The sequence below is a fragment of the Deinococcus proteolyticus MRP genome, from assembly GCF_000190555.1.
GTDB lineage: Bacteria > Deinococcota > Deinococci > Deinococcales > Deinococcaceae > Deinococcus > Deinococcus proteolyticus.
Genome location: NC_015169.1, coordinates 42,828 through 68,174, shown reverse-complemented (window position 1 = coordinate 68,174; position 25,347 = coordinate 42,828). Strand labels below are relative to the sequence as shown.

Sequence of the window (25,347 nt, the reverse complement as noted above, 5' to 3'; positions counted from 1 at the left end):
TCGTCCGAGGAAGGAAAAGACATGACCGACCGCATTCCCCCTATCAGCGTCTGGGCCGAGCTGGACACCCAGGCCCGCCGCGAGCTGCTGCGCCGCCCCGCCCAGAGCGCCGACGCCGAAATCACCGCCCGGGTGCGGGATATTCTGCGGCAGGTCCGCGAGGAAGGTGACCGCGCCCTGCTGCGGCTGACTGCGCAGTACGACCGCGTTCAGCTGGACTCGCCCCTGCTGAGCCGCGAGCAGGTGGAAACCCAGGCCGCGCAGGTGGACCGCACCGTTCGCCGCGCCATTGACAGCGCCCAGCGCAACATCCATGCCTTTCACGCCGCGCAGCAGCCGCAGCCTGTCAGCGTGGACACCGCGCCGGGCGTCCGCTGTGAACTGCGCTGGGCACCTATTCGCACGGTGGGCCTGTATGTGCCGGGCGGGAGTGCCGTGCTGCCCTCGACTGTGCTGATGCTGGGGGTGCCGGCGGCGCTGGCAGGCTGCGAACGGACAGTGCTGTGCAGCCCACCGGACGCCCAGGGCATGCTCTCTCCGGCCGTCTGTTACGCCGCTCTGAAAGTGGGCGTGACCGATGTCGTGCGCCTGGGCGGAGCGCAGGCGGTCGCCGCGCTGGCCTACGGCACGGCCAGCGTGCCCCGCGCTGACAAGATTTTCGGGCCTGGCAACGCCTACGTGACGGCGGCCAAAACCCTGGCAAGCGCTGAAGCGGGCGGCCCCGCCATAGACATGCCCGCCGGCCCCTCCGAGCTGCTGGTGGTGGCCGATGCCAGCGCCCAGGCCGCCTGGGCTGCCGCCGACCTGCTGTCCCAGGCCGAGCACGGCCCCGATTCGCAGGTGGTGCTGGTCAGCCCCGAGCGCCGCGTGCTGGAAGCGGTGCGCCGTGAACTGGCCCGGCAACTGGCCACCCTCCCCCGGCAGGACACCGCGGCCCGCGCCCTGGCCCGGAGCCGCCTGATTCTGACCGCCAGCCTGGACGAAGCCGTGCAGGTGGCGGACGAGTACGCCCCCGAGCACCTCAGCCTGCAGGTGACCGACCCGCAGGCCCTGAGCGGCCGCATCCGCGCCGGCTCGGTGTTCGCCGGGCACCTGACCCCAGAAGCGGGCGGGGACTACGCCACCGGCACCAACCATGTGCTGCCCACCTACGGCGCGGCGCGGGCCTTTTCCAGCCTGGGCCTGGCCGACTTCTACCGCCGCTACACCGTGCAGACCGTGACGGCCGCCGGCCTGGAGGCGCTGGCCCCCACCGTGACCGCCCTGGCGCGCGAAGAAGGCCTGGAAGCCCACGCCCGCGCCGCCGAAGTGCGCCTGAACCACATCCCAGGAGAAAATGCATGAATCAGCCCACCCTTTTTATTGACCGTGACGGCACGCTGGTGCTGGAACCGCCCACCGACAAGCAGCTGGATGCGCTGGACAAGCTGGAGCTGGAACCGCTGGTCATTCCGGCGCTGCGCGACCTGCAGGCCGCCGGCTTCCGGCTGGTGATGGTATCCAACCAAGACGGCCTGGGTACGCCCAGCTTTCAACTTGAAAGTTTCGAGGCACCGCAGCGGATGATGCTGGACATTTTCGCGTCCCAGGGCGTGACTTTTGACGCCGTATACATCTGCCCGCACTTTCCCGAAGACGGCTGCGACTGCCGCAAACCCAGGGTAGGCCTGGTGCTGGATGAACTGCGGGAGCGCCGCTTCGACCCGCAGCGTTCCTATGTCATCGGGGACCGCGAGACGGACCTGGAGCTGGCTGCCAATATGGGCACCGAGGGCATTCTCTACCGCCGGGGGGGCGCGGACGGAGGACTTGACTGGCCCGCCATCGCCGCGAGGCTACTGGACCGCGAACGCACCGCCGAGGTGCGGCGCACCACCCGCGAGACCGACGTGACCATTCGGGTGAACCTGGACCGCAGCGGTCCTGGCCGTATCCAGACCGGCGTGGGGTTCTTCGACCACATGCTGGACCAGATCGCCACCCACGGCGGCTTCGCGCTGGACGTCGCGGTCACCGGCGACCTGCACATCGACGAGCACCACACGTTAGAAGACACCGCGCTGGCGCTGGGGCAGGCGCTGCGGGAAGCGCTGGGCGACAAGCGGGGCATCGGGCGGTTCGGGCATGACCGCAGCCAGGAGCCGCCAACCGCTCCCGAGCAGGAAACCAGCCACTTCGTGCTGCCGATGGACGAGGTGCGGGCCGAGTGTGCCCTGGACCTGTCGGGCCGGCCGTATCTCGTGTTCAGCGCCGAATTTACCCGCGAAAAAGTCGGGGAGCTGGACACCAGCCTGGTCGAGCACTTTTTTCAGAGCCTGGCGCAGACGCTGGGCGCCACCCTGCACCTGAGCGTGACGCACAGTGGCAACGCCCACCACCAGGTGGAAAGCCTGTTCAAGGTGTTCGGGCGGGCGCTGCGCCAGTGCATCCGCCGCGAGGGCCACCAGCTCCCCAGCAGCAAGGGGGTGCTGTGATGGCGGCTCCGGGTTCGCTGGCGATTGTGGACACCCGCTGCGCCAATCTCGCTTCGGTGGTGTTCGCCTTTGGGCGCCTGGGCGTACAGCCGCTGGTCACCGCCGACCCGGCCGAACTGCGGGCCGCCGAGCGGGTGCTGCTGCCGGGCGTGGGCACGGCGGGCGCCGCCATGCGCGAACTGGAACGCCTCGGCCTGCCGCAGGTGCTGCGCTCGCTGAGGCAGCCGGTACTGGGCATCTGCCTGGGCATGCAGCTGCTGACCCGTGAATCGGAGGAATCGGCGCAGGGCGGACAGAATCAGCGCTGCCTGGGCGTGGTGGACGCGGCCACCCGGCGCATGGAAGCGGACGGCCTGAGTCTGCCGCACATGGGGTGGAACCGGCTGGAGGTGGGGCAGCCCTCTCCCCTGCTGGCGGGCCTGGACGGGGCCTACGTGTACTACGTGCACGGCTACGCGGTGCCGCGCGGCCCGGCCACCCTGGCGCAGACCACCTACGGCCAGCCTTTCAGCGCCGTGCTCGCGCAGGGCAACTTTTACGGCGCGCAGTTTCACCCTGAACGCTCCGGCCCGGCCGGGGCGCGGCTGCTGCGTAACTTTCTGGAACTGGAGGCGGGCAGATGCTGATTCCGGCGCTGGACCTGCTGGGCGGCGAGGTGGTGCGGCTGTACCAGGGCGACTTTGCCCAGAAAACGGTGTTCGCCCCCGACCCCTTGCCGCTGGCCCTGGCCTACCAGGCGGCGGGCGCGGGGCTGCTGCACCTGGTGGACCTGGATGGGGCCCGCGACCCGGCGCGGCGGCAGCTGACGCTGCTTTCCCGGCTGGGACACGGGCTGACGCTCCCGCTTCAGGTGGGCGGCGGAATCCGCACCACGGACGACATTGCCCGCTTGCTGGACAGCGGCGTGGCCCGCGTCGTGGTCGGCAGCGCCGCGATTGCCGACCCTGCCCAGGCCGCCGCGTGGCTGCGCGAGTTCGGTCCCGAGCAGCTGACGCTGGCGCTGGACCTGCGCCTGGAAGCCGGCGGCCGCCGCACCCTGCTGACCCACGGCTGGCAGGCCGGCTCGGAGCGCAGCCTGGACAGCTTCCTGGCCGAGCTGACCGGTCTGGGTGCCCAGCCCCGGCACATCCTCTGCACCGACATCTCGCGCGACGGCACCCTGAGCGGCCCCAACACTGCGCTGTACACCGCCCTGGTCAGCGAGTACCCGCAGCTGCGCTGGCAGGCGTCGGGCGGCGTGTCCAGCCTGGACGACATCGCCGCTCTGCGCCGCGCCGGAGTCGCGGGCGTGATTCTGGGCAAAGCCCTGCTGACCGGCCAATTCACCCTGCCGCAGGCCCAGGCGGTCTGGGAGGGTACCCCCACACCTCAGGAGGCCCAACCATGACTGCACCTGTTTCGGACCTGACCCGCCGCATCATCCCCTGCCTGGACGTGAAAGGTGGGCAGGTGGTCAAGGGCGTGCAGTTCCGGGCGCACGAGGTGGTGGGCGACCCGGTGGCGCTGGCCCGCCGCTACGCCGCAGCCGGGGCCGACGAGCTGGTCTTTTACGACATCACCGCGTCCAGCGACGGGCGCACGGTGGGCAAAGAGTGGGTGTCGGACATTGCCCGCGTGATTGACATTCCCTTTTGTGTGGCAGGCGGCATCCGCAGTGTGGGGCAGGCCCGCGAGGTGCTCAGCCGGGGCGCCGACAAGATTTCGGTGAACTCGCCCGCTCTGGAGCGCCCCGAGCTGATTGAAGAGCTGGTGGCCGAGTTCGGGCAGCAGTGTGTGGTGGTCGGCGTGGATTCGTTTCAGGACAAGGCCGGCAAATACCGCGTCTACCAGTTCACCGGCGACGAGGCCCGCACCCGTGAGACCGGCTGGGAGACACTGGACTGGGTTCGGGAAGCCGTGCGGCGCGGCGCCGGCGAAATCGTGCTGAACTGCATGAACCGCGACGGCGTGCGCCAGGGCTACGACGTGGCCCAGCTGGCCGCCGTGCGCGCCGTCTGCCCAGTCCCGCTCATCGCTTCGGGCGGGGCGGGGGCCAAGGAGCACTTCACCGCTGTCTTCCAGCAGGCCGGAGTGGACGGGGCGCTGGCCGCTTCCGTCTTCCACAAGGGCCTGCTTGAACTGCCCGACCTGAAAGCCGAACTGACCCGCCAGGGCGTACCCATTCGCCCGGTGTACACCGCCGACCCCAGCCCGAAAGGAAACGAACCCACATGACCGACGCTGAGACATCACCGCAGGGGCCGCTGGACCCCACGACTCTGGATTTCGCCAAGATGGACGGCCTGCTGCCCTGCATCGTGCAAGACGCCGACACCGCGCAGGTGCTGATGCTGGGCTATATGAACGAAGAAGCGCTTGAGCGCACGCAGGAGCGTGGCCTGGTCACCTTTTACAGCCGGTCCAAGGGGCGCCTGTGGACCAAAGGTGAAAGTTCCGGCCACACCTTGCAGCTGGTCCGCCTAAGCACCGACTGCGACAGCGACGCACTGTTGGTCCTGACCCGCCCACAGGGACCGACCTGCCACACCGGGGCCGTCAGCTGCTTTAGCGTGCAGCCGCCTGCACTGGAAATGCTGGGCCGCCTGGAACGCACTGTGCAGGGCCGCCGGGACGCCGACCCGCAGGCGAGCTACACCGCCCGGCTCCTGCAGGGCGAACCGCGCCGCGCGGCCCAGAAGGTAGGCGAGGAAGGAGTGGAAGTGGCCCTGGCCGCTCTGGCGCAAAGTGACGAGGAGTTGGCGGGTGAGGCCGCCGACCTGCTCTATCACCTGCTGGTGGTGCTGGCCCTGCGCGGCCTGCGGTTGGCAGATGTGCTGGCCGTGCTGCACGGGCGTTCCCACTGACGCAGACTTTGCCGGTGAAGTCAGGCGCCCCCACAGCGGAGAAGCAGGTGGGGGCGCCTTGCCGGGACAGACAGAAATTATATGTCGCAGCCGAAAGCGCGCAGCAGGTCATGCTCGGTGACAGGCGCAGCAGCGTACCTCGCGGGGCAGGAGGAGGACGCCGGGGCAGCGGTGCGTACAGGCCGTGCAAAAAATAGGCTTTTGATTCTTCTCCACATGAGCATCTCCTCTGGCTGACCAACTGAAACTGGGCTGATTGAAGGTGGAGACAGCATAAAGGAAAAGCTTTTTTGCAACGTGGGAAAGCTGACATCTTTCTGACAAAGTTGCTGCCGTATCCAGGAGCCGGCAGCACCCTGTAGAGCCAAAGACACTGCTGGACGCATTTTAGGGATTAAGAGCTTGCAGTAGAGTCACAGGAGTTCGCTTATCGGTCCTCATGAAGTTCCCTTTATGTTCCGAGTTGTCGGCCGCTTGACCACTGCTCTCCCGGCATGTCACACTGCCCGCATCACTTGGGGTGCCGATACCGGCTGAGAGGACCCGGCCCAGAGGGGGCTGCAGTGTCCAACCCATTGAACCTGAACTGGTTAGCACCAGCGGAGGGAATGTGATGGACAAAGCAGCGACAACGAAAGCGCGGCCTGCAGTGTGTGGGCGGCGTTCTTTTGCGGCGCGGCGACCTGCCTTCTCTCCCGTTCAGGCATGGAGGAGAGATGACCGCTACATCCAACAAGCCAGCCCCGCTGGACCGGAACGCTTTCGGCAAAAAGGACGCGGCGCGTGACCTCGGCGGGCTGACGCTGGGGCCGTTTGCGGGCAGCCGCAAAGCTTACCTGACCCACCCGCAGCAACCGAAAATCCGCGTACCGGTGCGGGTTATCGCGCAGTCGCCCACGCTGGAGCAGGTAGGCCCACTGACCCGTTCGGTGCCCAATCCCGACATCTTCGTGTACGATTCGAGCGGACCGTACACCGACGCCGACGCGCAGATTGACCTGGAACGCGGCCTTGCACCCGTGCGGACCTGGGCGCGGCCCCGTGGGCGCACGCAGATGCAGGCGGCCCGCGCTGGCGAAATCACCCCCGAAATGGAATTTGTCGCGCTGCGCGAAAATCTGCGCCAGTCGCAGGAAACAGGTCTCACGCACCAGCATGCGGGGCTGAGCTTTGGGTTTCCGATGCCGCGTGAACTCACCCCCGAATACGTGCGCGCGGAAGTGGCGCGTGGGCGGGCAGTTATTCCTGCCAACGTAATGCATACCGAACTGGAACCGATGATTATTGGGCGCGGTTTTCGGGTCAAAATCAACGCCAACATCGGCAATTCGGTGGTGCGGGCTTCCATCGTGGACGAGGTGGAAAAACTGGTCTGGGCCACCCGCTGGGGCGCGGACACCGTGATGGACCTTTCGACTGGCCCGCAGATTCACCAGACGCGCGAATGGATTCTCCGCAACAGCCCTGTGCCCATCGGGACGGTGCCGATTTATCAGGCGCTGGAAAAGGTGGGCGGGGTGGCCGAAGACCTCACCTGGGACATCTACCGCGAAACCCTGATTGAGCAGGCCGAGCAGGGCGTGGACTACTTCACCATTCATGCGGGCGTGCGGCTGCCGCATCTGCCGCTGACGGCGCGGCGGCGCACGGGCATCGTGTCGCGGGGCGGATCCATTCTGGCGCGCTGGTGCCTGGCCCACCACCGTGAGAACTTCCTGTACACCCACTTCCGCGATATCTGCGAAATTATGCGCGAGTACGATGTGACCTTCAGCCTAGGCGACGGCCTGCGCCCCGGCAGTATCGAGGACGCCAACGACGCCGCGCAGTTTGCTGAGCTGGAGACCTTGGGCGAGCTGACCCGCGTGGCCTGGGAAGAAGGCATCCAGACCATGATTGAGGGGCCGGGGCATGTGCCGCTGCACCTGATACGCGAGAACATGACCCGCGAGTTGGAAGCTTGCCTGGAAGCGCCCTTCTACACACTGGGGCCGCTCACCACCGACATCGCGCCCGGCTATGACCACATCACCAGCGCGATTGGGGCGGCGCAAATCGCCTGGCACGGCACCGCCATGCTGTGCTACGTGACCCCCAAAGAGCACCTGGGCCTGCCCGACCGTGACGATGTCCGCGAGGGCGTGGTGACCTACAAGCTGGCCGCGCACGCCGCCGACCTCGCCAAGGGCTTTCCAGGGGCGCAGGTCCGCGACAACGCCATCAGCAAGGCCCGTTTCGAGTTCCGCTGGGAAGACCAGTTCAACCTCAGCCTCGACCCCGAAAAAGCCCGCGCCTTCCACGATGAAACCCTGCCCGCCGAGGCCGCCAAGACCGCGCATTTCTGCTCGATGTGCGGGCCGCAGTTCTGCTCGATGAAGCTGAGCCAGGACCTGGCGGGCGACCTGCGGGCGTTTATGGAAGAAGGGCTGGAGCAAAAGGCGCAGGAGTTCAGGGCAGGCGGGGGCGAGCTTTACGTGCCCGCAGAGGCGGGAGCAGATGACTGAATCACAGCAAAGAGCGGAGAGTAGAGAGCAAAGAGCGGTTCAAACCAGCCCTCTGCCCTCTGCCCTCTGCCAGCAGTTGGGCTACCTCTACCTCGTCGCCACGCCACGACCTGGGCAGAGCGAGGCTGAGTTTCTGGCCCGTATCGGCGCGGCGCTGGACGGCGGGGTGGACACGCTGCAACTGCGCTGCAAGGCTGATGACTCGCGGTACGGTGAGGCGCGACCTTACATCGCACTGGCGGAAAAAGTGCGTGACCTGGCCCACGCCCATCAGGTGCCCTTTTTCGTGAATGACCGGGTAGACGTGGCCCTGGCTGCTGGAGCTGACGGGGTGCATCTGGGTCAGAACGACCTCCCCGTGCGCTGGGCACGCGCACTCGCCCTGTCGCTGCTGATAGGCCGCTCTACCCACGCGCCCGAGCAGGCCGCCGCCGCCTTGGCCGAAGCCCCCGCCTACTTCGCCTGCGGTCCTGTCCACGCCACCCCCACCAAGCCTGGGCGAGCGGCGGTGGGGCTGGACTATATCCGCGCCGTGGCGGCCATGCAGCCCGCTTGCCCCTGGTACGCCATCGGCGGGATAGACGTGCAGACCATTCACGCCGCCCTGGACGCTGGAGCGCGGCGCGTGGCGGTGGTGCGGGCGGTGCTGGACGCGGCGGACCCAGCGGCGGCGGCGGCGGAGCTGAGGAGCTGTCTAAGGGTCCAAGGGTCGAAAGGTCTAGGAGAACCTACTTAGACCCTTCGACCTTTAGACTCTTCGACCTCACAAGGAAAAATGCCATGCCCGACAACTTATCTCCCTCTCTCTCCTTCACCCTCAACGGCCAAGCCTACCCCCTCACCCCTGGCCTCACCCTGCTGGCGCTGGTGCGTTCGCTGGAGCTGGACCCGGCGCGGGTGGCGGCGGCGGTGAACGAGGACTTTTACGCTGCCGGACGGCTCCCAGACCGCCCCCTCTGCCCCGGCGACACGGTGGATGTGGTGCGGATGATGGTGGGGGGGTAGGCGCTGACGCGCCGTCTAAAAGTCTGAAAGTCCAAGGGTCGAAGACTGTCCCCTTGGACCTTTCGACCCTTAGACCCTTTGACAATTCACCTCCTGAAAGGAACGAAAATGCACAACGACCCCCTCATCATTGCCGGCAAGCCCTTTTCCAGCCGTCTGATGCTCGGCACCGGCAAATACCCTGATTTCACCGTCATGCGCGAGGCCATTGAGGCGAGCGGCGCGGAGATTGTCACCGTGTCCATTCGGCGGGTGGAGCTGAAAAGCGCGGGGCACGACGGCCTGCTGGACGCGCTGGACTGGAACCGCTACCAACTGCTGCCCAACACGGCGGGTTGCCGCACGGCGGCGGAGGCAGTGCGGGTGGCGAAACTGGCGCGGGCCACTACCGGCACGAACTGGGTCAAGCTGGAAGTGATTCCCGATGCCCGCTACCTGCTGCCCGACCCCATCGGCACGCTGCGGGCCGCCGAGGAACTGGTGGGCGAAGGCTTTACCGTGCTCCCCTATGTGCAGCCAGACGCGGTGCTGGCGCGGCAACTGGAGGCTGTGGGCTGCGCTACGGTCATGCCGCTGGCGTCCCCGATTGGCTCAGGGCGCGGGCTGCAAAATGCGGCGCTGATTGCCACCGTGCTGGACGGCGCAGGGGTGCCCATCGTGGTGGATGCGGGCCTGGGTGTCCCCAGCGAAGCCGCCGCCGCCCTCGAACTGGGTGCGGATGCGGTGCTGGTAAATACCGCCGTGGCCGAAGCCCGTGACCCGGTGGCGATGGCGCGGGCGTTCGCGCTGGGGGTGCAGGCTGGCCGGGCTGCCTTCTTGGCCGGACGAATGGCGAAGCGTGAGACCTCCAGCCCCAGCAGTCCCGAGATGGGCGTGGTCCGCCTGCCCGACCCTGAGGTTCCAACATGACGGTCCAGGCATGATTGCTGTTGTCGGCGGCGGTCTTATCGGGGCCAGCATCGCTTTTGAACTTGCCCAGGCAGGTGCAGACGTGCTGGTGCTGGACGCGGGCAAGCGCGGTGCAGCGTGGCAGGCGGGCGCGGGGATGCTCACGCCGACGGGCGAGCGGCTGCACGGCACCCCGCTGGGGGACCTGGCCGCCCGGAGCCTCAGCCTCTGGCCCGACTTTGCCCGCCGGTTGGCTCAAGCGTCGGGGCTGGCCGTGCCCTTTCGCGGCGGCATTGAGCATGTGAACTCTCCCGGTCTTAGGCCTTCAGACCCTGCGGCCCTCAGCCCCCATGAGGCAACCACCCATCCCCCCACCATCGTCCGTGCCGCGCTGCACGGGTTGGATGTTCGCCGCGCCGAAGTGCTGCGGCTTGAGCAGGTGCCTGGCGGCGTCCGGCTCGTCACCGACGCTGGCCCCCTGACGGCGGCGCGGGTGGTGCTGGCGGCAGGTGCGTGGTCGGGGCGCTTTGGCCTGCCGGTCTTCCCAGTGCGGGGTCAGGCGGCGCTGTTGGCGGCGGCCCCTGTCCCTGCCCGCTACAGCACCAAAGCCAGGGGTTTTCCGCTTTACGGCCTGCCGCGTCCCGACGGGGTGTACCTGGGAGCCACCGTGCGCCCGCACTGCTGGGACACCGCCGCCAGGGCGCAGGACGCCCGCTGGCTGGGGGCCGCCGCACCGCTCCTCTGGCCGGAGCTGGAATTGCCGCAGCCCGCGCAAATGCTGGTGGGGCTGCGGCCCTGTACCGCAGACGGGCAGCCCATCGTGCGGCGGCTGTCGGAGGACGGGCGGGTCTGGGCGGCGACAGGGCACGGGCGGCACGGTGCCTTGCTGGCCCCTCTCACCGCGCAGCAAGTGGCGCAGGAGCTGTTATGAACAAAAAAATAGTCCTCACCATCGCGGGTTCGGACAGTGGCGGGGGTGCTGGCCTTCAGGCCGACCTCAAGACTTTTCAGGCGTTCGGCGTGTTTGGCACGTCCGCCGTCACCCTGGTCACCGCGCAAAATACCCTGGGAGTGCAGCAGGTCTTCCCGCTGCCGCCCGCAGTGGTGGCCGCGCAAATTGCCTCCGTGCTGAGCGACCTGCCCCCACACGCCATCAAAATCGGGGCGTTGGGTCAGGCGGACATTATCCAAGCGGTCGCAGCAGAACTGCGTGAGGTGCGGGTGCCCATCATCCTCGACCCGGTGATGGTGGCGAAAGGCGGTTCGCCGCTGCTCTCCCCTGACGCGGTGGCCGCCCTGACCGCCGACCTGCTGCCCCTCGCCACGCTGGTCACGCCGAACCTGCCGGAAGCGGCAGCGCTGGGAGCCGGGGTGCTGGCCGGACGCGACCACCTGCTCAAGGGCGGGCACGGCACGGGTGAGGTGCTGGAAGACGTGCTGCACTGGCAGGGCCACATCTTCCGCTTTCCCACCCCGCGCCAGCACACCCGCCATACCCACGGCACCGGCTGCACGCTGTCCAGTGCGATTGCCGCTGGCCTGGCTCTGGGGCTAGAGATGCCGCAGGCTGTCGCGCAGGCTCAGGCGTATGTGGCCCGCGCTCTTGCGGCGGCTCCGGGGTTGGGCGGTGGGCACGGGCCGCTGGAGCATGGGGTGGCGGTGCCTGGGTAAAGTGCAAGCTGCATCAGCGCACGCGCACCGCTTTGGTAGCGGGCTGCTTGCGAATCCAGGCCACGAATTTCTGCACACCCTCATGCCCTAGCAGGGCTGGCAGCGAGGAATACTCGGTTTCCAGCTCATGGTTGGAAAAGGTGGCGTGCAAATACTTGTGGCAGGCGGGGCACAGCATCACCGTGGGCAGGTCGGCCTCTTTCAGGCCGCGCCGCCGCCCCTGCGAGCGGGGCACCAGATGGTGCTCGGTCAGGCTGGGCACGGCCCGCCCACATAGCCCGCAGACCTCTGGGCCGGTGCCTGCCGGGGGCGGCCAGCCGGCGGCATTATTCCGGCGCGCCATCGGCCGTGTCTCCGGCAATGTCGGTGGTCGGGACACCGCCCCGGGTCTGTGGCAAGGCGCGAATCCCTTTGCGGATGCGCTCCAGCAGGCCGATCAGCTGCAGCTGTTCCGCTGTGGTCAGCGCCGCCATGCTGTGCATGTTTCGCTCGGCCAGCGGGCCTTCTACCCGGGCCAGCAATTCCAGGCCCTGCGCCGTAATCTGCACGGGCACCAGCCGCTGGTCCTCGCCTTCACGGCGCCTGCGGTCGCGGCTGACCAGCCCTGCCTTCTCCAGGCGGGTCAGCATCCGTGAGACGTCGGGCGACACCCGGTCAATCAGCCGGCGGCGAATCTCGTTGCGGCCCAGCTGCTCGCCGGCCCGCTCCGCTCCACTTAGAATCCGCAGAATGTTGTACTGCGCTGGTGTAATTCCGAACTGGCGCACGAACTGGTCAAAGTCGGCCATCACGACCGCGTAGGTGCGCATCAGGCTCACCACCGCCTCCTCCGAGACTTCGGAATATTTCGTGTTTTGCAGCAACTCTTCGTAGAGGGTCATGTTCTGGTCACAGTGTAAAGGCCCAGCTCCGGGGCCCCTCTCCTTCCATACGGTTTGTTCAGGAGCAGGCAAATGTTCTGCGAAAGTGCAGCCTGCCCGAGGCCCAGCGCTACTGCGGCAGCGACCAATCCACCGCCTCCTCGCCGGCCTCCTGCAGCGCCCGGTTCACGGCGCTGAACGGCCGCGTGCCGGCGAAGTGCCGCACGCTGAGGGGGCTGGGGTGTCCACTCTCAATGACCACGTGCTGCGGGGCCGTCACCAGCTTCTTCTTCTTGCGGGCATAGGCCCCCCACAGCACGAACACCACCCGCTGCTCCTTGGCGTTCAGGGCACGAATCACGGCGTCGGTGAAGTCTTCCCAGCCCTGGCCCGCGTGGCTGTTCGGCTCGCCCTCACGCACGGTCAGCACAGCGTTCAGCAGCAGGACGCCGCGCTCGGCCCAGGCTTCCAGATTGCCGTGCCGGGGCGGCGTCACACCCACATCTTCTTTCAGCTCCTGATAGATGTTCCGCAGGCTGGGCGGCACCCGCACTCCCCGGCGCACGCTGAAGGCCAGGCCGTGCGCCTGCCCCGCGCCGTGGTAGGGGTCCTGACCCAGAATCAGCACTTTGGCGTCCTGATAGGAGGTCAGCCGCAGGGCGGTAAACACGTCCTCTGGCGGCGGATAGACCGTGGCCGTGCGGCGCTGCTCCTCCACGAACTCCAACAGGCGGCGAAAGCTGGGGCGGCTGATTTCGTCGTGCAGCACTGCGCCCCAGTCGTGGGGAAGCTGCACGGGGGGCTGCGTGTCGGCGGTATCGAACAGGTTGGGTTGGTCGGACATGGGGTGCCTCCTGGGGAGCGGGGAACGGCGGGCGGACGGGCGCTCTGGCCGGGGCGGGAGACCCTTTTTCTCACGTTCGGCGCGGATGACGGCCTTTTTGCGGCTGCCGTGCAGAGCGTACACCCGCCGCGCTTCGGCAGCGAATAGCGGCGTATCCCGTACGGCCTGCAGGCGGCGGTGGGCTTCACGGGCCGGGGCATGCTCGTCCACCACAGGGTAAGGGTAATCGCGCCCCAGCCGCAGGCCCAGGCCCCGGGCGGCCAGCGGCGGCAGTTCCCAGGGCCGCCAGATGTGGGGGGCCGGCACACCGGCAAGTTCCGGCACCCAGCGGCGGATAAATTCACCGTCCGGGTCCTGCTCGCGGGCTTGCCGGGTGGGCGAGTAGATGCGGCTGCGGTTGATACCCACCGTGCCGCTCTGCATCTGCATCTGTGACCAGTGGATGCCCGGTTCATTGTCCAGCCACTGCCGCGCCAGAAACAGCCCCGGCCGCCGCCAGTGCAGCCACAGGTGCTGCGCGGCAAAAGACACCAGCATGGCCCGCATCCGGAAGTTCAGCCAGCCGGTGGCCCTGAGCATCCGCATGGTGGCGTCAATCAGCGGATAGCCGGTCTGCCCTTCTTGCCAGCGCTGGAAGTATTCCTCGTTCCAGTGCGGCTCGCGCAGGCCGTCGTAGGCGCGGTTGAGGTTCTCGAACTCCATACGCGGCTCGGATTCCAGCCGCTGAATAAAGTGGTCGCGCCAGTGCAGCCGGCTCTCGAAGGACCGCAGCGAGCGCTCCCACTGGGCGTCCTGCTCGGCCACGGCGCGGGCCAGCGCCTGCCGGGTCGCCAACAGCACGGTCCGCGCCGACACGGTTCCGAAGGCCAGCGGAGCGCTCAGCCGCGAACAGGCATCTTCGGCCGTCAGGGGACTGCTCATGGCCCACATATAGTCACGGCCCCGGCGCTGCAGGAACGACTCCAGAATGTCGTGCGCGGCTGCTTCGCCCCCCTGCGGAATCACCCGGCGGCCAAGCGGCACCCTCAGCGCGGCGTGGTCCAGCACGCCCAGGCTGGCCGGCGTGCCTGCCACGCCCCGCAGCGCCGGCACCGGCAGGGGCGGGGCGCTCATCCGCTCTTCCCAGGCATCGGCCCAGCCGTCGCGGTTTACCATCCGCCGAATCACGCCCTGCTGCGGCGGCTCGTAAAAAGGAATGCCCCGCGCCCGCGCCCAGGCATGGACCCGCAGGTCGCGGGCGAAGCTGACCCCATTGCCGGTTTCCTGGTGCGCCCAGAGGCTGCCTACCGTCACTTCGCGGCTGAGTGCCTCCAGCACCTCCACCGCCTCGCCGTACCGGATGACCAGCGGCGCACCCAGCCGCGCCAAGCGGGCAGACAAGTCGTGCAGGCACTCGTTCAGGTAGGTGAGGTGATGCCCGGCGAATTCCTCATGGCCCAGCTGCTCCGGCTCGTAAATGTACAGCGGCAGCACCGGCCCCCGCTCCGCTGCCCGGCTGAGGGCCGCGTGGTCGGACACCCGCAGGTCTTTCTTGAACCACACGACGGCCACCGGCTGCATCCAGGCAGTGTGCCGTGGCCGCCGGGGCAGCAGATGAAGCGGACGTTACGGCTTTTTTGAAAGGCCGCGCTTTCTCCCGGGGCGGGGCTACCCCAGCGACCCGAACTTGTTCTCAGGAATAATCCGGTTCAGCTCGGCCCGGATGTGCTGGGAGTCGCCGGCACGGGCAGCCGCTTCCAGGCCGGCAATGTCGCGGTCCAGTGTCTCCGGGTCCACCCGCTCCAGCCGGGCGCTGAAAATCTCCGAGTGGGTGGTGGCGTCGGTGCCTTCCGAGGAGGTCAGCAGTTCCTCATACAGCTTCTCGCCGGGGCGCACGCCGCTGTAGACCACCTCGATATCCTGCGCCCCACTCAGCCGAATCACGTCACGGGCCAGGTCGGAAATGTTGACCGGCTCGCCCATATTCAGCACGTACACTTTGCCGTTCTCGGCCAGGCCACCGGCCTGCAGCACCAGCCGCGCCGCTTCGGGAATGGTCATGAAGTAGCGCGTCATCTCCGGGTGGGTCACCGTCACCGGGCCACCCTGGCGAATCTGACGCATGAAGGTGGGCACCACACTGCCCCGGCTGCCCAGCACATTGCCGAAGCGCACCGACACGAAGGCTTGCCCCGCTGCCGCCCGCGCCGCTCCGGCCGAGACGGTCTTCTCGGCCATGCGCTTGCTGGCGCCCATCACGCTGGTGGGGTTGACGGCCTTGTCGGTGGAGATGTTGACCAGCCGCTCCACGCCGTATTTGAGGCTCATGTCCACCACGTTGCGGGTGCCGATGACATTGTTGAGAATCGCTTCGGAAGGGGCCGCTTCCATCAGCGGAACATGCTTGTGGGCCGCCGCATGAAAAACCACCTGCGGCCGGGTTTCGCGGAACACCTGCTCCACCCGCTCAGCGTCCCGCACGTCCCCAATCAGGGCCAGCTGCGGCAGTTCCGGGGCCAGGCGGCGCAGCTCCTGCTGAATGGCAAAAATGCTGCCCTCGCCGCGTCCCAGCAGAATGACCCTGGCCGGTCCGAACGGCAGAATCTGCCGCACGATTTCCGAGCCGATGCTGCCTCCCGCGCCCGTGACCAGTACGGTGCGGCCGCGCAGGTAGCCGGCAATCTCGGCGGTGTTCAGCTGCACTGCCGGCCGCCGCAGCAGGTCTTCCAGGTTCACATCGCGAATCTGGCCCAGCGTCACGTTGCCCGACAGAATCTCGAACACCCCCGGAATAATCCGGTAGCTCACCCCGGTATCCTTGGCGAGGTCCACCACCCGGCGGACAAAGGTGCCCGCCGCCGAGGGCACCGCAATCAGCACTTCTTCTACCCCTTCACGGCGGACCACATCCGGCAGGGTGGACACAGGCCCGAACACCGGCAGGCCCACCAGCCGAGTGCCGCGCTTGTCGGGTGCGTCATCTACGAAGCCCACCGGGTGCAGCTTCGATTTGGGATGCCGCAGCATCTCGCGGACAATCAGGGTACCGGCTTCTCCAGCGCCCACAATCAGGACCCGCCGCTGGTCGGTGCGCTGCTCAAGCGGCACCCGCTCGTGCAGGACCCGCGCCAGCAGGCGCACCCCGCCCAGCAGCAGCAGCCCCAGACCGCCGGTCAGCAGCGGGACACTGCGCGGCAGGTCCAGAATGCCGTGCAGCAAAAACGCAGCTGCCAGGCCCAGCACCGTGGCCAGCAGCACTGCCCGCAGCAGCAGCAACAGGTCCGGCACGCCGATGCGCCGCCAGGTCTGGCGGTACAGCCCGTAGTAGCTGCTCAGTGCCGCCATAATCAGGGCACTCAGCAGGAAATAGGCCAGCACGCCCGCGCTCAGCGCCGTGGCCCCCAGGCCGCCGGTCAGGGCGCTGGGCTTGCGGTACAGGTAAGCCAGCGCCGCCGCCAAGGTCCACAGCCCCAGGTCAATGGCGAATTTCTGTATCTGGTGCGAACGGACTGCTGCATTCGGCCCCTGATTCGGGTCCAGGGGTTGGGACGGTGCCGGTGAAGAAGTGGGCTGGGACATCACACGGCCCCTTTAAAGGGTGGCCTCCTCCAGAACGGCGCAGACGACATCCGCCATCCCCTCCACATCGGCCTCGCTGAGGGTAGGATGCACCAGGAACATCAGCGAGGTTTCGCCCAACTCTTTGGCAACCGGCAGACGTTCTTGCGGGCCATAGCCGGCGTCGCTGAAGGCTTTTTCCAGGTAAATCTCGGAGCAGGACCCGCTGAAGGCCGGCACGCCTTGAGCGGCGATCTCGTTCATGATGCGGTCACGGCTCCAGCCTTCTTTGAGCTTCTCGGAGCGCACGAACACATAGTACTTGTAGTACGAGTGGTAGATGTCCTCGGGCGGCAGCGTCAGGCGCACGCTGGCGTACTCGCCCAGGCGGCGGTTCAGCACGGCAGCGTTGGCGCGGCGCTGCTCAATCCAGCCGGGCAGCTTTTGCAGCTGCAAGCGGCCGATAGCGGCCTGCATCTCCAACATGCGCCAGTTGGTGCCGAACGACTCGTGCAGCCAGCGGAAGCCGGGCGGATGGTCGCGGTGATACACGGCGTCGAAGCTCTTGCCGTGGTCCTTGTAGGCCCAGGCCCGCTTCCAGACATCCTCATCCACCAATTTGTCGTTGAAGGCCAGCAGGCCACCTTCGCCGCCAGTGGTCATGATCTTGTCCTGGCAGAAGGAAAAGGCCCCCGCGTGACCGATGCTGCCCACTGGACGCCCCTTATAAAACGCTCCGTGGGCCTGAGCACAGTCCTCAATCACGATGAGGTTATGTTCGCGGGCCAGCTCCATGATGGGGTCCATATCACACGGCCAGCCGGCCAGATGCACGGCGATGATGGCGCGGGTGCGCTCGGTAATCAGCGGGCGGATGGTTTCGGCTGTGATGTTCTGCGTCACCGGGTCTACGTCAGCAATCACGGGCATGCAGCCACGCATGACCGCCGCACTCGCCGAAGCGATGAAGGTGCGGGTGGTGGTAATCACTTCGCCTTCGGTGATGCCGAACGCTTCCAGTGCCAGCTCCAGCGCCAGGGTACCGTTATGCAGGGCAATGGTGTGCTTGATGCCCAGATAGTCGGCGTACTCGCGCTCGAACTCGCGGGCTTCGGTGCCGGTCCAGTAGTTCACCCGGCCAGACTGCAAGACGTCCATCACGGCCTGGCGCTCATCTTCAGGGAAGACTGGCCAGCCGGGCCAGGTCCGGGGGGCATCCTGCCGCGACGCCTCGCTTGCGCTCACCTTGTTCATCACGGAGCCCAGCATACTGCCTTTTTTCTAACCAGCCGCTTAAATGCCCGCCCCTGCACGGAGCATGGCGGCACCTTCATCATTGGGTCCGAGGGCAGCTTGGGTCTGCCTGGCATCTGGATTCGTCTGGCATCTGGGTCCCGTGCCGCCGGCGAGGCTCCGGGAGAGCTGCTCGCTGCTGCGCCTGCTGGCCGGGGCGGGCAGCGGCCGGAGAAGAGGAAGCTGAAGGAGGGGCCGCTATAGTGCACCTCGTGACTGCCGCCCCTCCGCATGCGCCGGATTCCGCGCCGCCCGTTTCTCCCCTCCTGGCTGTCTGGCTGGCCCTGCTGCCCCCTGTGCTGGGGCTGGGGCTGCTGGGCCTGGCAGGCTGGCCGGGTCTGCGGCGGCTGCCCCGAGCCACGCTGTGGTTGCTGGGGTTCTACGCTCTCAGCCAATTTTTGCCGGCCCTGCTGGCTCCGGATCCCGGTCTGGCCCTGGGAGGGGCAGCCCTACGTACGGGGCTGCTGGGCGGGCTGATCGGCCTGGGGGCCTGGCTGGGCGGCGCTCAGGCCCTGGCCCCGCTCGGTATAGGGCTGATGGTAGTCTATCTGACTGCCGTTGCCGGCGCTCTCAGTCACCCGCAGGACATCTACATCACCCGGCTGACCCATCCCTACATGACCTCCACCACCCTGGGCCTGGCAGGCACCCTGGGCGTGTGGCTGGCCCTGTTCACCCACAGCCCGCAAAGGGATGCCCAGGTCTGGGGGAGGGGTGGGCACAGCTGGACAGAGCAGCTGAGCGGCTGGCTGGCTTCGCCGCTGTGGCGCACGTTGCTCGGGCTGAGCGGCGCGCTGATTATCCTGGCTTCGGGCAGCCGGGGGGCGCTGCTGGCGGCCCTGGTCGGCACGGCAGCTGGCACCCTGCGCGGGCGCAGCCGCCTGGGCGCGGCGGCCATGGTGCTGCTGGGCACACTGGGAGCTGCTGGGGTCTGGCTGGGCGAGCGGCTGGGCATCAGCGCCCTGGCGCGGTTCAGTGACACGGCGTCCAGCGGCCGCGACCTGGTCTGGGGCACGGTGGCCGAGGTGGTGCGGGCCTATCCGCTCAGCGGCGTGGGCAGCTACGGCCTGGGCCGCTTTTTGCAGCTGCCTCAGCCCTGCCAGCTGTGGCCCGATGCCAGCGGCGTGGCCGCCCCCTGCCCCGGTTGGATGAGCGACCTGACCGCCCGCATCGGCAGCCCGTGGCTGATTGCCCACAACGGCTTCTTGCAGCAACTTGCCGAAACCGGCCCCCTGGGCACCGCCGGGCTGATGACCCTGCTGGGGCTGGTGCTGTACGCCGCTTGGCACAGCCGCCAGGCCCTGCTGCTGGCGGTGGTGACGGGCCTGCTGGTGGCCAACGTGAACGACAACCCGCTGCTGGTGCCCACGCCCTTTTTCGGGGAGCTGTTCTGGGTGGCCGCTGGAGCCGCGCTCTACCGGCTGGGCCTGGAAGTGGGCGTACCTGGAGAAGTGGCCCGGCCTGCCTCCGCGCCGCTGACGGTCGGCCTGCTGGGCGCGGGCACAGCAGCCCTTCTGGCCCTGCCGTTCTGGTCAGCCCGGGCTGCCCCGCCCCTGACGGCAGACCCGCCCAGGCTGATGTTTCTGGACGCTCCGGGGACCGCCAGCGGCGAAACCTACCCCATGACAGCACAGTTTCAGGGGACAGACGGTGCCTACCGCGCCGTGCTGAACAGCTGCCAGACCACCTGCGTGCCGGTCAGCAGCCAGGCCGTACGCATCAAGGACGGCCACTCCGACCTCATCAATTTTGCAGCCCGCATCCGCCCCGATGCCCGGCAGACACTGACCTTGCGGCTGTACACCGACGCCGGCAGCACCCAGGCCACGCTGCTGGGTGAGAAAAGCTGGGAGGTGACCCGGTGAAGCCGCAGGACATGAGCGCCAGTTCCCAGGGCACCAGTTCTCAGGGCACCAGTCCTCAGCGCGCTGCCCCGTGGCAAGGCGTGCTGTACAGCGCCCTGCCCGCCCTGCTGGTCTGTGGCGGCCTGGGGACACTGCTCTGGCAGGGGCTGCCACCGGCCCCGGAGCTGCAGCCAGCAGCGACCCCTGGCGGATGCGCAGCAGGTAAACCTGTGGCATTCACAGTGGGCTACCCGGACGACGGGGGCACCGCCACCCTACGGGAAGACGGCTTTCATCTGCTGGGGTCCTCCTGGCTGCGGGCGCAGGTGTGTGGGCCCGGCACCCTGACCATCGAAGGGGACGGCGACCAGGCCGGCGACGAACCGCCCCGGCTGGAAATCAGCCTGAACGGCACGAAGCTAGCCAGCGAGGCTTTCGCCCAGACCCGCACCGTGCAGGTCACGGTTCCGGCAGCCGGTGAGCTGACACTGGCCTACCTGAACGACTACTACCTGTCGGAGTACCGGATTGTGGTCTTAGAACAGCTGGAGCTGGAGAGCCAAAGCTGCGCGGCGCCGCTCACGGTAGAGCCAGGGAGCCAGAACATCTGGGACGCGGAACTGGCCACCGCCAGTCTGGTCTACGACACGCCACTGGTCTTCAATGTCTGCGGTGACGGCAACCTGGACATGAAAGTCTGGGGCAAGGAGGCGGGGGGCGAGTGGCCCACCGTCCGCTTCGAACAGGGCAGTCAGCTTCTGCGCGAGCTGCAGCCCAGCACCGAGCGCCAGACCCTGAGCCTGCCAGTCCGGGCTGGCCCGCTCACAGTGCGGCTGGTCAATCCTTACGTGGTGCAGAAGGAGGACCGCAACCTGTATCTGCGCCGGGTGGAATTTGCTCCCGAAGGCCCTTAGGCCAAGCTACTACGAGTAAAAGCAGAGTTACTGCTCGGTCTCTTGCACTTCTGACTCTTGCGCTTCTGCGGCGGTTGCCGGTGCACGGTAAGCGGGGAAAAACTGCGGCTGCAACTCCCCCACCGCCTGAGCGCGGGCCATAGCGAGCGCCGCGTACTGCTCTGCATCAGCCAGCAGGCGCACGCCAAAAAAAGGCTGCACCCCGTCTGAGTCGAAGGCTTTCTTGTAGCGGAAAATGCCGTCACCAGGAGTGTAGCCGCCGCCCAGCACGTAGCCTTCCTTGCCCTGCTCGCGCCCATATTCAATCACGGCAAATTTCAGCAGGTCGTTGGGCGCGTGGGCAAACGCTTCCTGCCGGGTACCCCCCAGAAACGAGTACAGGAAGCGGTCACTTTGCAGCACCAGCTCGGTGGAGACCATCTGGCCTGCCTCGTCAAACACCTCGGCCAGCACGAAGCTGCCCGGCATTTCGTCCTCGAAGGTCTGAAAAAAGGGCCGCTCGAAGTAGTACCACTCGCCCGCGTCCCGCCGCTGCATGGTGCCGTGGTAGATGTCAAGGAAGGCATCCAGATGGCGGAAATCCGGCTGAATCTCTACCCGCAGCTCGGCGCGGCGGGCCTTGTTCACGTTTTTGCGGACCTTGTGCTCAAAGTGCTTCCACTGCTCCTCTTCAGGACGGCGCACATCCACCACCACGTTGTCACTGAGGTGCAAGGCTTCGTAGCCCGTCTGCGACAGCTCAGGTGGGCGCTGCTCCAGCGAGGCCCGCAGGAAGGCGGTCAGCACTTTCTCGCGGTTCATCCATTCCAGTAAGGCCGCGTAAAAGCCAGCCCAGTCTGCCGTCTCTCCAAACGGGCCGCCGTAGCCGTAGGGCGACACCGCGTCGCGCCACTCGGCTCCGCCGGCCAGCTCAGCAGGCAGGGGCCGCAGCACCAGCGGCAGCAGCACCGTGCCTCCCTCTTCCCACAGCAGCGCGATGGGCTGGTCACCCTCCTTGGCAAACAGGGAGACATACGCGGGGTGCGCGAACGGCTCGCGCCCGGTGCGCTCCCAGGCAGCCAGCCACTCGGTTCGCTCCTGCATCGTCAGGATTTTCATGCTTGCTCTTTCGAGGCGTGCAGTGCCTTTTGGAAGGAGGCCAGCATGTCGGGGATATGCACGGGGTCAAGGTCCTGGTGAACCGGGAAGTTGATGACCGACTTGGAGAGTGCGACCATCTCGGCAAAGTCCCCGCGCACCGGCTCAATCAAGGTGTGGTAGAGGCTGACCATACCGTAGCCGTCTTCGTTCATCGCGTGATAGATGTGGTCGCGGTTGCCACGCAGGATGCGGATGGGCAGCGTCTGCGGCACGTCGCCAGCGGCAATTTCAGGCCACAGCAACTCGAAATCTTGCCCACATTCAGGCAGTTCGCGCAGGGCATCGAGAATTTGCCCAGCATTGCGGCGGCGGGCGGCACCGATGGCGGCCCAGTCATAATTCAGGATGAAGCGGGCCAACTCAGGAGCGGTTTCCTGCTGACCGTCCAGCAGTGACTGGTTGCGGTAGGCAATCATGCCCCCCTGCGCGTCGGGCGTGGGGAACATCTTGTGCAGCGAGTAGAGGTTGATATCCCCGAGGCTGCCCGCCACACCGCCCAGCAGCGCGGAATAAAAGCCGTGGGCCAGGTCTTCCACCAAGAGTGCGCCGTAGCGGTCAGCCAATTCGCGCACTTCACGCAACTTGGATTCGGTGCGGCCATAGTAATGAATTAGCACCAGCACGCGGTAGCCCTTTTGCAGTTCAGCTTCCAGCTTCGCCAAATCCACGGTCAGGTCAGGATTGAGGTCATAGAAGCCCGCCCGCACGGCCAGATTGCGGACCGGGTCAAAGACACCACTGCCCTCGCGGGGCGACCAGCCGATAAATGCGGGGAGCAGGACTCCTGCCGCCGGGTCCGGTAGGACAGAGGGCTGATTCAAAAAGTCCTGCATCCCCTCACGGGCCGAGCGGTAGAACAGCGTTGGCAGCCGTTGGGTGGCAGGGTCGGTGGCCGTTTTGGTAATGGTTTGGGTCATAGGTTAGGGTCCTCCTGAGACTCGGGAAGGGTCCAGTGCAGCCGCAGGGAGCGGTTGAAGGCCTCAGCGTCGGCATGGGGTGCAGCATCCTCCGGCGCTATCAGCAGGGCTTGCTGCAACGCGGGGAAAGCCGCCCGCAGCGCTGCCAACAGCCGCTCGTTGGCGAAATCTGCCGCCTGAGTGCAGCGTAGTACCGTCTCACCCATCCGGCCCAGCACGTATTTCTCGCCTTCAAAACGGATTTGGTACTCGCAAAAGCCATACCGCTGATACATTGCCAGCGCTGCGGGCCAGTTCAGCATCTGCACGGGCGTGGGCGCAGGCTCCGGCAAAGGCCGCCGCCACCACAGGGTGACCGCTTGCTCCTGAAAGCCCAGCTTGCGGTACAGGGTCAGGGCCGGAACATTGTCGGCAAAGACGTCCAGCGCCATACTCTTCAGGCCAGGCGTGATTGCCAGATAGTGCCGAATCAGTCGCGAAGCCACCCCTTGCCCACGGGCCAGCGGCGACACACAGATGTAGGAAAGAAAGCCCACCTGCGGCTCCGTTTGGCGGAACTCGGCGTACCCCACCAACTCGTCCCCCAGCGTGGCCCCGAGATACTGCCGCTCAGGATGAAGCTGCGGCGTGCTGACGTAGGCCAGCAAAAACGCTTCGGCTCCGGCCTGAGTCGCCGTCATGTAGGGCTGAAGCCGCTCGTCAAAGCTCTCCGTCAGCAGACGCTGAGCGGCGGGCACCTGGGCAGGGTGCAGCGGGCCAATCACAATGTCTGTCATCAGGCCAGCCTGCCCCGGCGTTCATCGTCCAGATTTTGCATGATGGACTCTGCATCGACCACCACGCCACTCCGCTTCACCACCTTTTGCAAAGTCATCAACAGAACCTTGAGGTCCAGAAGCAAATTCCTGTTCTGCACATACCAGACGTCCATCGCCAGGCGCTCGTCCCAAGACGCGGTGTTGCGGCCATTGACCTGCGCCCAGCCGGTGATGCCAGGGCGGACATTCAAGCGCTGCCGCTCTGCCTCGGTGAAATAGGGCGTGTAGCGCATCAGCAGCGGGCGGGGACCAACCAAGCTCATATCGCCGCGCAGCACGTTGAACAGCTCGGGCAGTTCATCCAGACTGGTCGAGCGCAGGAAGCTGCCGAACGGCGTCAGGCGCACGCTGTCAGGGAGCAACTCACCGTCCGGCCCGCGCTCATCGGTCATGGTGCGGAACTTGTACATGGTAAACGGGTCGCCGTAGCGGCCAGGACGGGTCTGTGTGAACAGCACCGGACTGCCCAGGCGCGAACGCACCAGCGCCGACAGAGCGAGCATCGGTACGCCCAGCAGTGCCAGACCGACGGCTGAAGCGACAAGGTCCACCGCCCGTTTGACGGGTTCGTAAGAGGTATTGCCCTGTGCGGCTGCCTCCAGCAACTCGGCAAAGCGCGCCGCACCGACACGCAGGGCCAGATGCTCCTCGTAGTAACGGGCACCGTTCTTGCCCATTTGCTGCCGCTGCTGCGGAGTCAGGCTCATCAGCTCGCGTACTGCGGCGGCCAACGCCCCAGCGTCTTGCGGCGTAAAGGTCAACCCTGCCTGAGCCTCCTCCACCATCGCCGCCGCGTCACCGCGCACGCCCATCAGCAGGGGTTTGCCCGCCCGCAGGTTAGCCTGCGTCTTGCCAGGAATGGTGATGGCAAACAGCGGGTCGTCCTTGAGGTGAATCAGCAGGGCGTCGGCCAGCGCCAGAATTTCCCCGATTTCGCTGGGTGGGCGGCGCGGCAGGAAATCCACGTTGGTCAGTCCGCGCTCTTTGGCCTGCCCCTTGAGACGTTCCTCATCCACCCCGCCGCCAATCATCACGAAACGGGCAGCTTCGCCCTGCAACTCGTCGGCAGCGTCCAGCACCACATCCAGCGCCTGAGCCTTGCCCATATTGCCCGCGAAAACTACATTGAATTTCCCTTCAAAGCCCAACTCACGCGCACGCTCGGGCGCAGGCGGGGTCAGGTCGGTCTTGTCCTCGTTGGTCCAGTTGGGAATCACGCTGATTTTCTGCTCGGGCACGCCCCGCTCAGTCAGCAGCGACTTGAAGCCAGGAGACAGCACCGCGATGCGCGAAGCGCGGCGGTAGACGTTGTCCATCACACGGCCTACCCCGTTCAGCACGGCGGCATTTTCCATCATGCCGGTCGCCGCGAGGGTATCGGGCCAGAGGTCCTGTATGTCGTAGACGAATGGCACGCCTTTGAGCGCTTGCAATACCGCCGCAGGCAGCGCCACCGTCGCAGGCGGGTGGTACACATAGGCGACATCAGGCCGCCGCATCAGCAGGGCACCTACCGCCGCCGACACCGCATACGACAGATAATTGGCCGCCCGCTTGACGCCGGAGCCGTCGTGGCTGGGGTACAGCGGCACCCGCAGCACCGGCACACCGCCGATGATTTCGCGCTGAAAGGGGCGAATGCGGTAGCCGGGGTACACCTTGCCGCCGGGGTAGTTGGGAAACCCCGTCAGCACCTCTACCTCATGGCCGAGCCGCTGCAATTCGCGGGCAAACAGCAGCCCCTTGAAGGTCGGTTCGGGGTCGAACCACTGCGAAATCATCAGGATACGCACGG

23 protein-coding genes and 1 riboswitch are annotated in these 25,347 nt (G+C 66.8%); of the genes, 14 read left to right on the top strand and 9 right to left on the bottom strand.

The genetic code is table 11. From position 1 onward, the window contains the following. The first annotated feature begins 21 nt into the window (after positions 1–21). The 12 genes from hisD (at position 22) to thiD (ending at position 11,385) form a co-directional block, all read left to right on the top strand. Positions 22–1,344 carry a histidinol dehydrogenase gene (gene hisD, locus DEIPR_RS10560; protein WP_013622946.1) on the top strand — a complete coding sequence of 441 codons (1,323 nt, stop codon included), beginning with the start codon at positions 22–24 and terminating at the stop codon, positions 1,342–1,344. Further along, positions 1,341–2,474 (top strand): bifunctional histidinol-phosphatase/imidazoleglycerol-phosphate dehydratase HisB, encoded by a 1,134-nt coding sequence (gene hisB, locus DEIPR_RS10555; RefSeq protein WP_013622945.1) that lies wholly within the window; start codon positions 1,341–1,343, stop codon positions 2,472–2,474. Before hisD ends, hisB begins: the two co-directional genes overlap by 4 nt. Beyond that, positions 2,474–3,100: an imidazole glycerol phosphate synthase subunit HisH gene (gene hisH / locus DEIPR_RS10550; RefSeq protein ID WP_013622944.1), complete on the top strand. Its 627-nt coding sequence runs from the start codon at positions 2,474–2,476 to the stop codon at positions 3,098–3,100. Before hisB ends, hisH begins: the two co-directional genes overlap by 1 nt. Next, entirely contained in the window at positions 3,094–3,861 is a 768-nt protein-coding gene (locus DEIPR_RS10545) for a 1-(5-phosphoribosyl)-5-[(5-phosphoribosylamino)methylideneamino]imidazole-4-carboxamide isomerase (protein ID WP_013622943.1), read from the top strand. Before hisH ends, DEIPR_RS10545 begins: the two co-directional genes overlap by 7 nt. After that, positions 3,858–4,688, top strand: coding sequence for an imidazole glycerol phosphate synthase subunit HisF (hisF, locus tag DEIPR_RS10540; protein ID WP_013622942.1), 831 nt, complete (start codon positions 3,858–3,860; stop codon positions 4,686–4,688). The genes DEIPR_RS10545 and hisF overlap by 4 nt, the downstream gene beginning before the upstream one ends. Next, entirely contained in the window at positions 4,685–5,317 is a 633-nt protein-coding gene (gene hisIE, locus DEIPR_RS10535; protein ID WP_013622941.1) for a bifunctional phosphoribosyl-AMP cyclohydrolase/phosphoribosyl-ATP diphosphatase HisIE, read from the top strand. Before hisF ends, hisIE begins: the two co-directional genes overlap by 4 nt. Before the next feature lie 506 nt (positions 5,318–5,823). Next, positions 5,824–5,943, top strand: a riboswitch (TPP riboswitch). Positions 5,944–6,033: 90 nt separating this feature from the next. Further along, the gene (gene thiC, locus DEIPR_RS10530; protein ID WP_013622940.1) at positions 6,034–7,821 is read left to right on the top strand and encodes a phosphomethylpyrimidine synthase ThiC; all 1,788 of its coding nucleotides are present in this window, start codon (positions 6,034–6,036) and stop codon (positions 7,819–7,821) included. Between the two features lie 76 nt (positions 7,822–7,897). After that, positions 7,898–8,557, top strand: coding sequence for a thiamine phosphate synthase (gene thiE / locus DEIPR_RS10525; protein WP_041222958.1), 660 nt, complete (start codon positions 7,898–7,900; stop codon positions 8,555–8,557). Positions 8,558–8,601: 44 nt separating this feature from the next. Continuing rightward, a complete protein-coding gene (gene thiS / locus DEIPR_RS10520; protein WP_013622938.1) occupies positions 8,602–8,826 on the top strand; it encodes a sulfur carrier protein ThiS in 225 nt (74 codons plus the stop codon). Between the two features lie 108 nt (positions 8,827–8,934). Next, positions 8,935–9,735 carry a thiazole synthase gene (locus DEIPR_RS10515; RefSeq protein WP_013622937.1) on the top strand — a complete coding sequence of 267 codons (801 nt, stop codon included), beginning with the start codon at positions 8,935–8,937 and terminating at the stop codon, positions 9,733–9,735. Between the two features lie 10 nt (positions 9,736–9,745). Next, on the top strand, positions 9,746–10,645 hold the full coding sequence (locus tag DEIPR_RS10510; protein ID WP_013622936.1) for an NAD(P)/FAD-dependent oxidoreductase: 900 nt from the start codon (positions 9,746–9,748) through the stop codon (positions 10,643–10,645). Next, positions 10,642–11,385: a bifunctional hydroxymethylpyrimidine kinase/phosphomethylpyrimidine kinase gene (gene thiD / locus DEIPR_RS10505; protein ID WP_013622935.1), complete on the top strand. Its 744-nt coding sequence runs from the start codon at positions 10,642–10,644 to the stop codon at positions 11,383–11,385. Before DEIPR_RS10510 ends, thiD begins: the two co-directional genes overlap by 4 nt. A gap of 13 nt (positions 11,386–11,398) precedes the next feature. Here the strand turns inward: thiD and DEIPR_RS10500 are convergent, their stop codons facing one another. From DEIPR_RS10500 to DEIPR_RS10480, 5 genes are all read right to left on the bottom strand, one after another. Beyond that, positions 11,399–11,728 (bottom strand): HNH endonuclease, encoded by a 330-nt coding sequence (locus DEIPR_RS10500; RefSeq protein WP_013622934.1) that lies wholly within the window; start codon positions 11,726–11,728, stop codon positions 11,399–11,401. After that, positions 11,712–12,266 carry a MarR family winged helix-turn-helix transcriptional regulator gene (locus DEIPR_RS10495; RefSeq protein ID WP_013622933.1) on the bottom strand — a complete coding sequence of 185 codons (555 nt, stop codon included), beginning with the start codon at positions 12,264–12,266 and terminating at the stop codon, positions 11,712–11,714. The genes DEIPR_RS10500 and DEIPR_RS10495 overlap by 17 nt, the downstream gene beginning before the upstream one ends. A gap of 109 nt (positions 12,267–12,375) precedes the next feature. Further along, the gene (locus DEIPR_RS10490) at positions 12,376–14,649 is read right to left on the bottom strand and encodes a uracil-DNA glycosylase (protein ID WP_013622932.1); all 2,274 of its coding nucleotides are present in this window, start codon (positions 14,647–14,649) and stop codon (positions 12,376–12,378) included. Positions 14,650–14,736: 87 nt separating this feature from the next. Beyond that, positions 14,737–16,647 (bottom strand): polysaccharide biosynthesis protein, encoded by a 1,911-nt coding sequence (locus DEIPR_RS10485; protein WP_013622931.1) that lies wholly within the window; start codon positions 16,645–16,647, stop codon positions 14,737–14,739. A gap of 12 nt (positions 16,648–16,659) precedes the next feature. After that, the gene (locus DEIPR_RS10480) at positions 16,660–17,880 is read right to left on the bottom strand and encodes a DegT/DnrJ/EryC1/StrS family aminotransferase (protein WP_041222981.1); all 1,221 of its coding nucleotides are present in this window, start codon (positions 17,878–17,880) and stop codon (positions 16,660–16,662) included. Positions 17,881–18,131: 251 nt separating this feature from the next. On the opposite strand from DEIPR_RS10480, the gene DEIPR_RS10475 reads away from it, so the two are divergent. Together DEIPR_RS10475 and DEIPR_RS10470 are read left to right on the top strand one after the other, a co-directional pair. Further along, the gene (locus tag DEIPR_RS10475) at positions 18,132–19,784 is read left to right on the top strand and encodes an O-antigen ligase family protein (RefSeq protein ID WP_041222957.1); all 1,653 of its coding nucleotides are present in this window, start codon (positions 18,132–18,134) and stop codon (positions 19,782–19,784) included. A gap of 11 nt (positions 19,785–19,795) precedes the next feature. Then, positions 19,796–20,677, top strand: coding sequence for a hypothetical protein (locus DEIPR_RS10470; protein ID WP_148231950.1), 882 nt, complete (start codon positions 19,796–19,798; stop codon positions 20,675–20,677). 27 nt (positions 20,678–20,704) lie between these two features. Here DEIPR_RS10470 and DEIPR_RS10465 read toward each other — a convergent pair whose 3' ends face one another. Genes DEIPR_RS10465 through DEIPR_RS14760 form a run of 4 tightly spaced genes read right to left on the bottom strand, consistent with a single transcriptional unit; the run spans position 20,705 to position 25,345 of the window. After that, positions 20,705–21,775, bottom strand: a complete 1,071-nt coding sequence (locus tag DEIPR_RS10465; protein WP_013622927.1) for a GNAT family N-acetyltransferase — start codon at positions 21,773–21,775, stop codon at positions 20,705–20,707. Further along, on the bottom strand, positions 21,772–22,734 hold the full coding sequence (locus DEIPR_RS10460; RefSeq protein ID WP_013622926.1) for a DegT/DnrJ/EryC1/StrS family aminotransferase: 963 nt from the start codon (positions 22,732–22,734) through the stop codon (positions 21,772–21,774). The genes DEIPR_RS10465 and DEIPR_RS10460 overlap by 4 nt, the downstream gene beginning before the upstream one ends. Beyond that, positions 22,731–23,510 carry a GNAT family N-acetyltransferase gene (locus DEIPR_RS10455; protein WP_013622925.1) on the bottom strand — a complete coding sequence of 260 codons (780 nt, stop codon included), beginning with the start codon at positions 23,508–23,510 and terminating at the stop codon, positions 22,731–22,733. The genes DEIPR_RS10460 and DEIPR_RS10455 overlap by 4 nt, the downstream gene beginning before the upstream one ends. Continuing rightward, positions 23,510–25,345, bottom strand: a complete 1,836-nt coding sequence (locus tag DEIPR_RS14760) for a sugar transferase (RefSeq protein WP_280985223.1) — start codon at positions 25,343–25,345, stop codon at positions 23,510–23,512. The genes DEIPR_RS10455 and DEIPR_RS14760 overlap by 1 nt, the downstream gene beginning before the upstream one ends. Positions 25,346–25,347 lie beyond the last annotated feature (2 nt).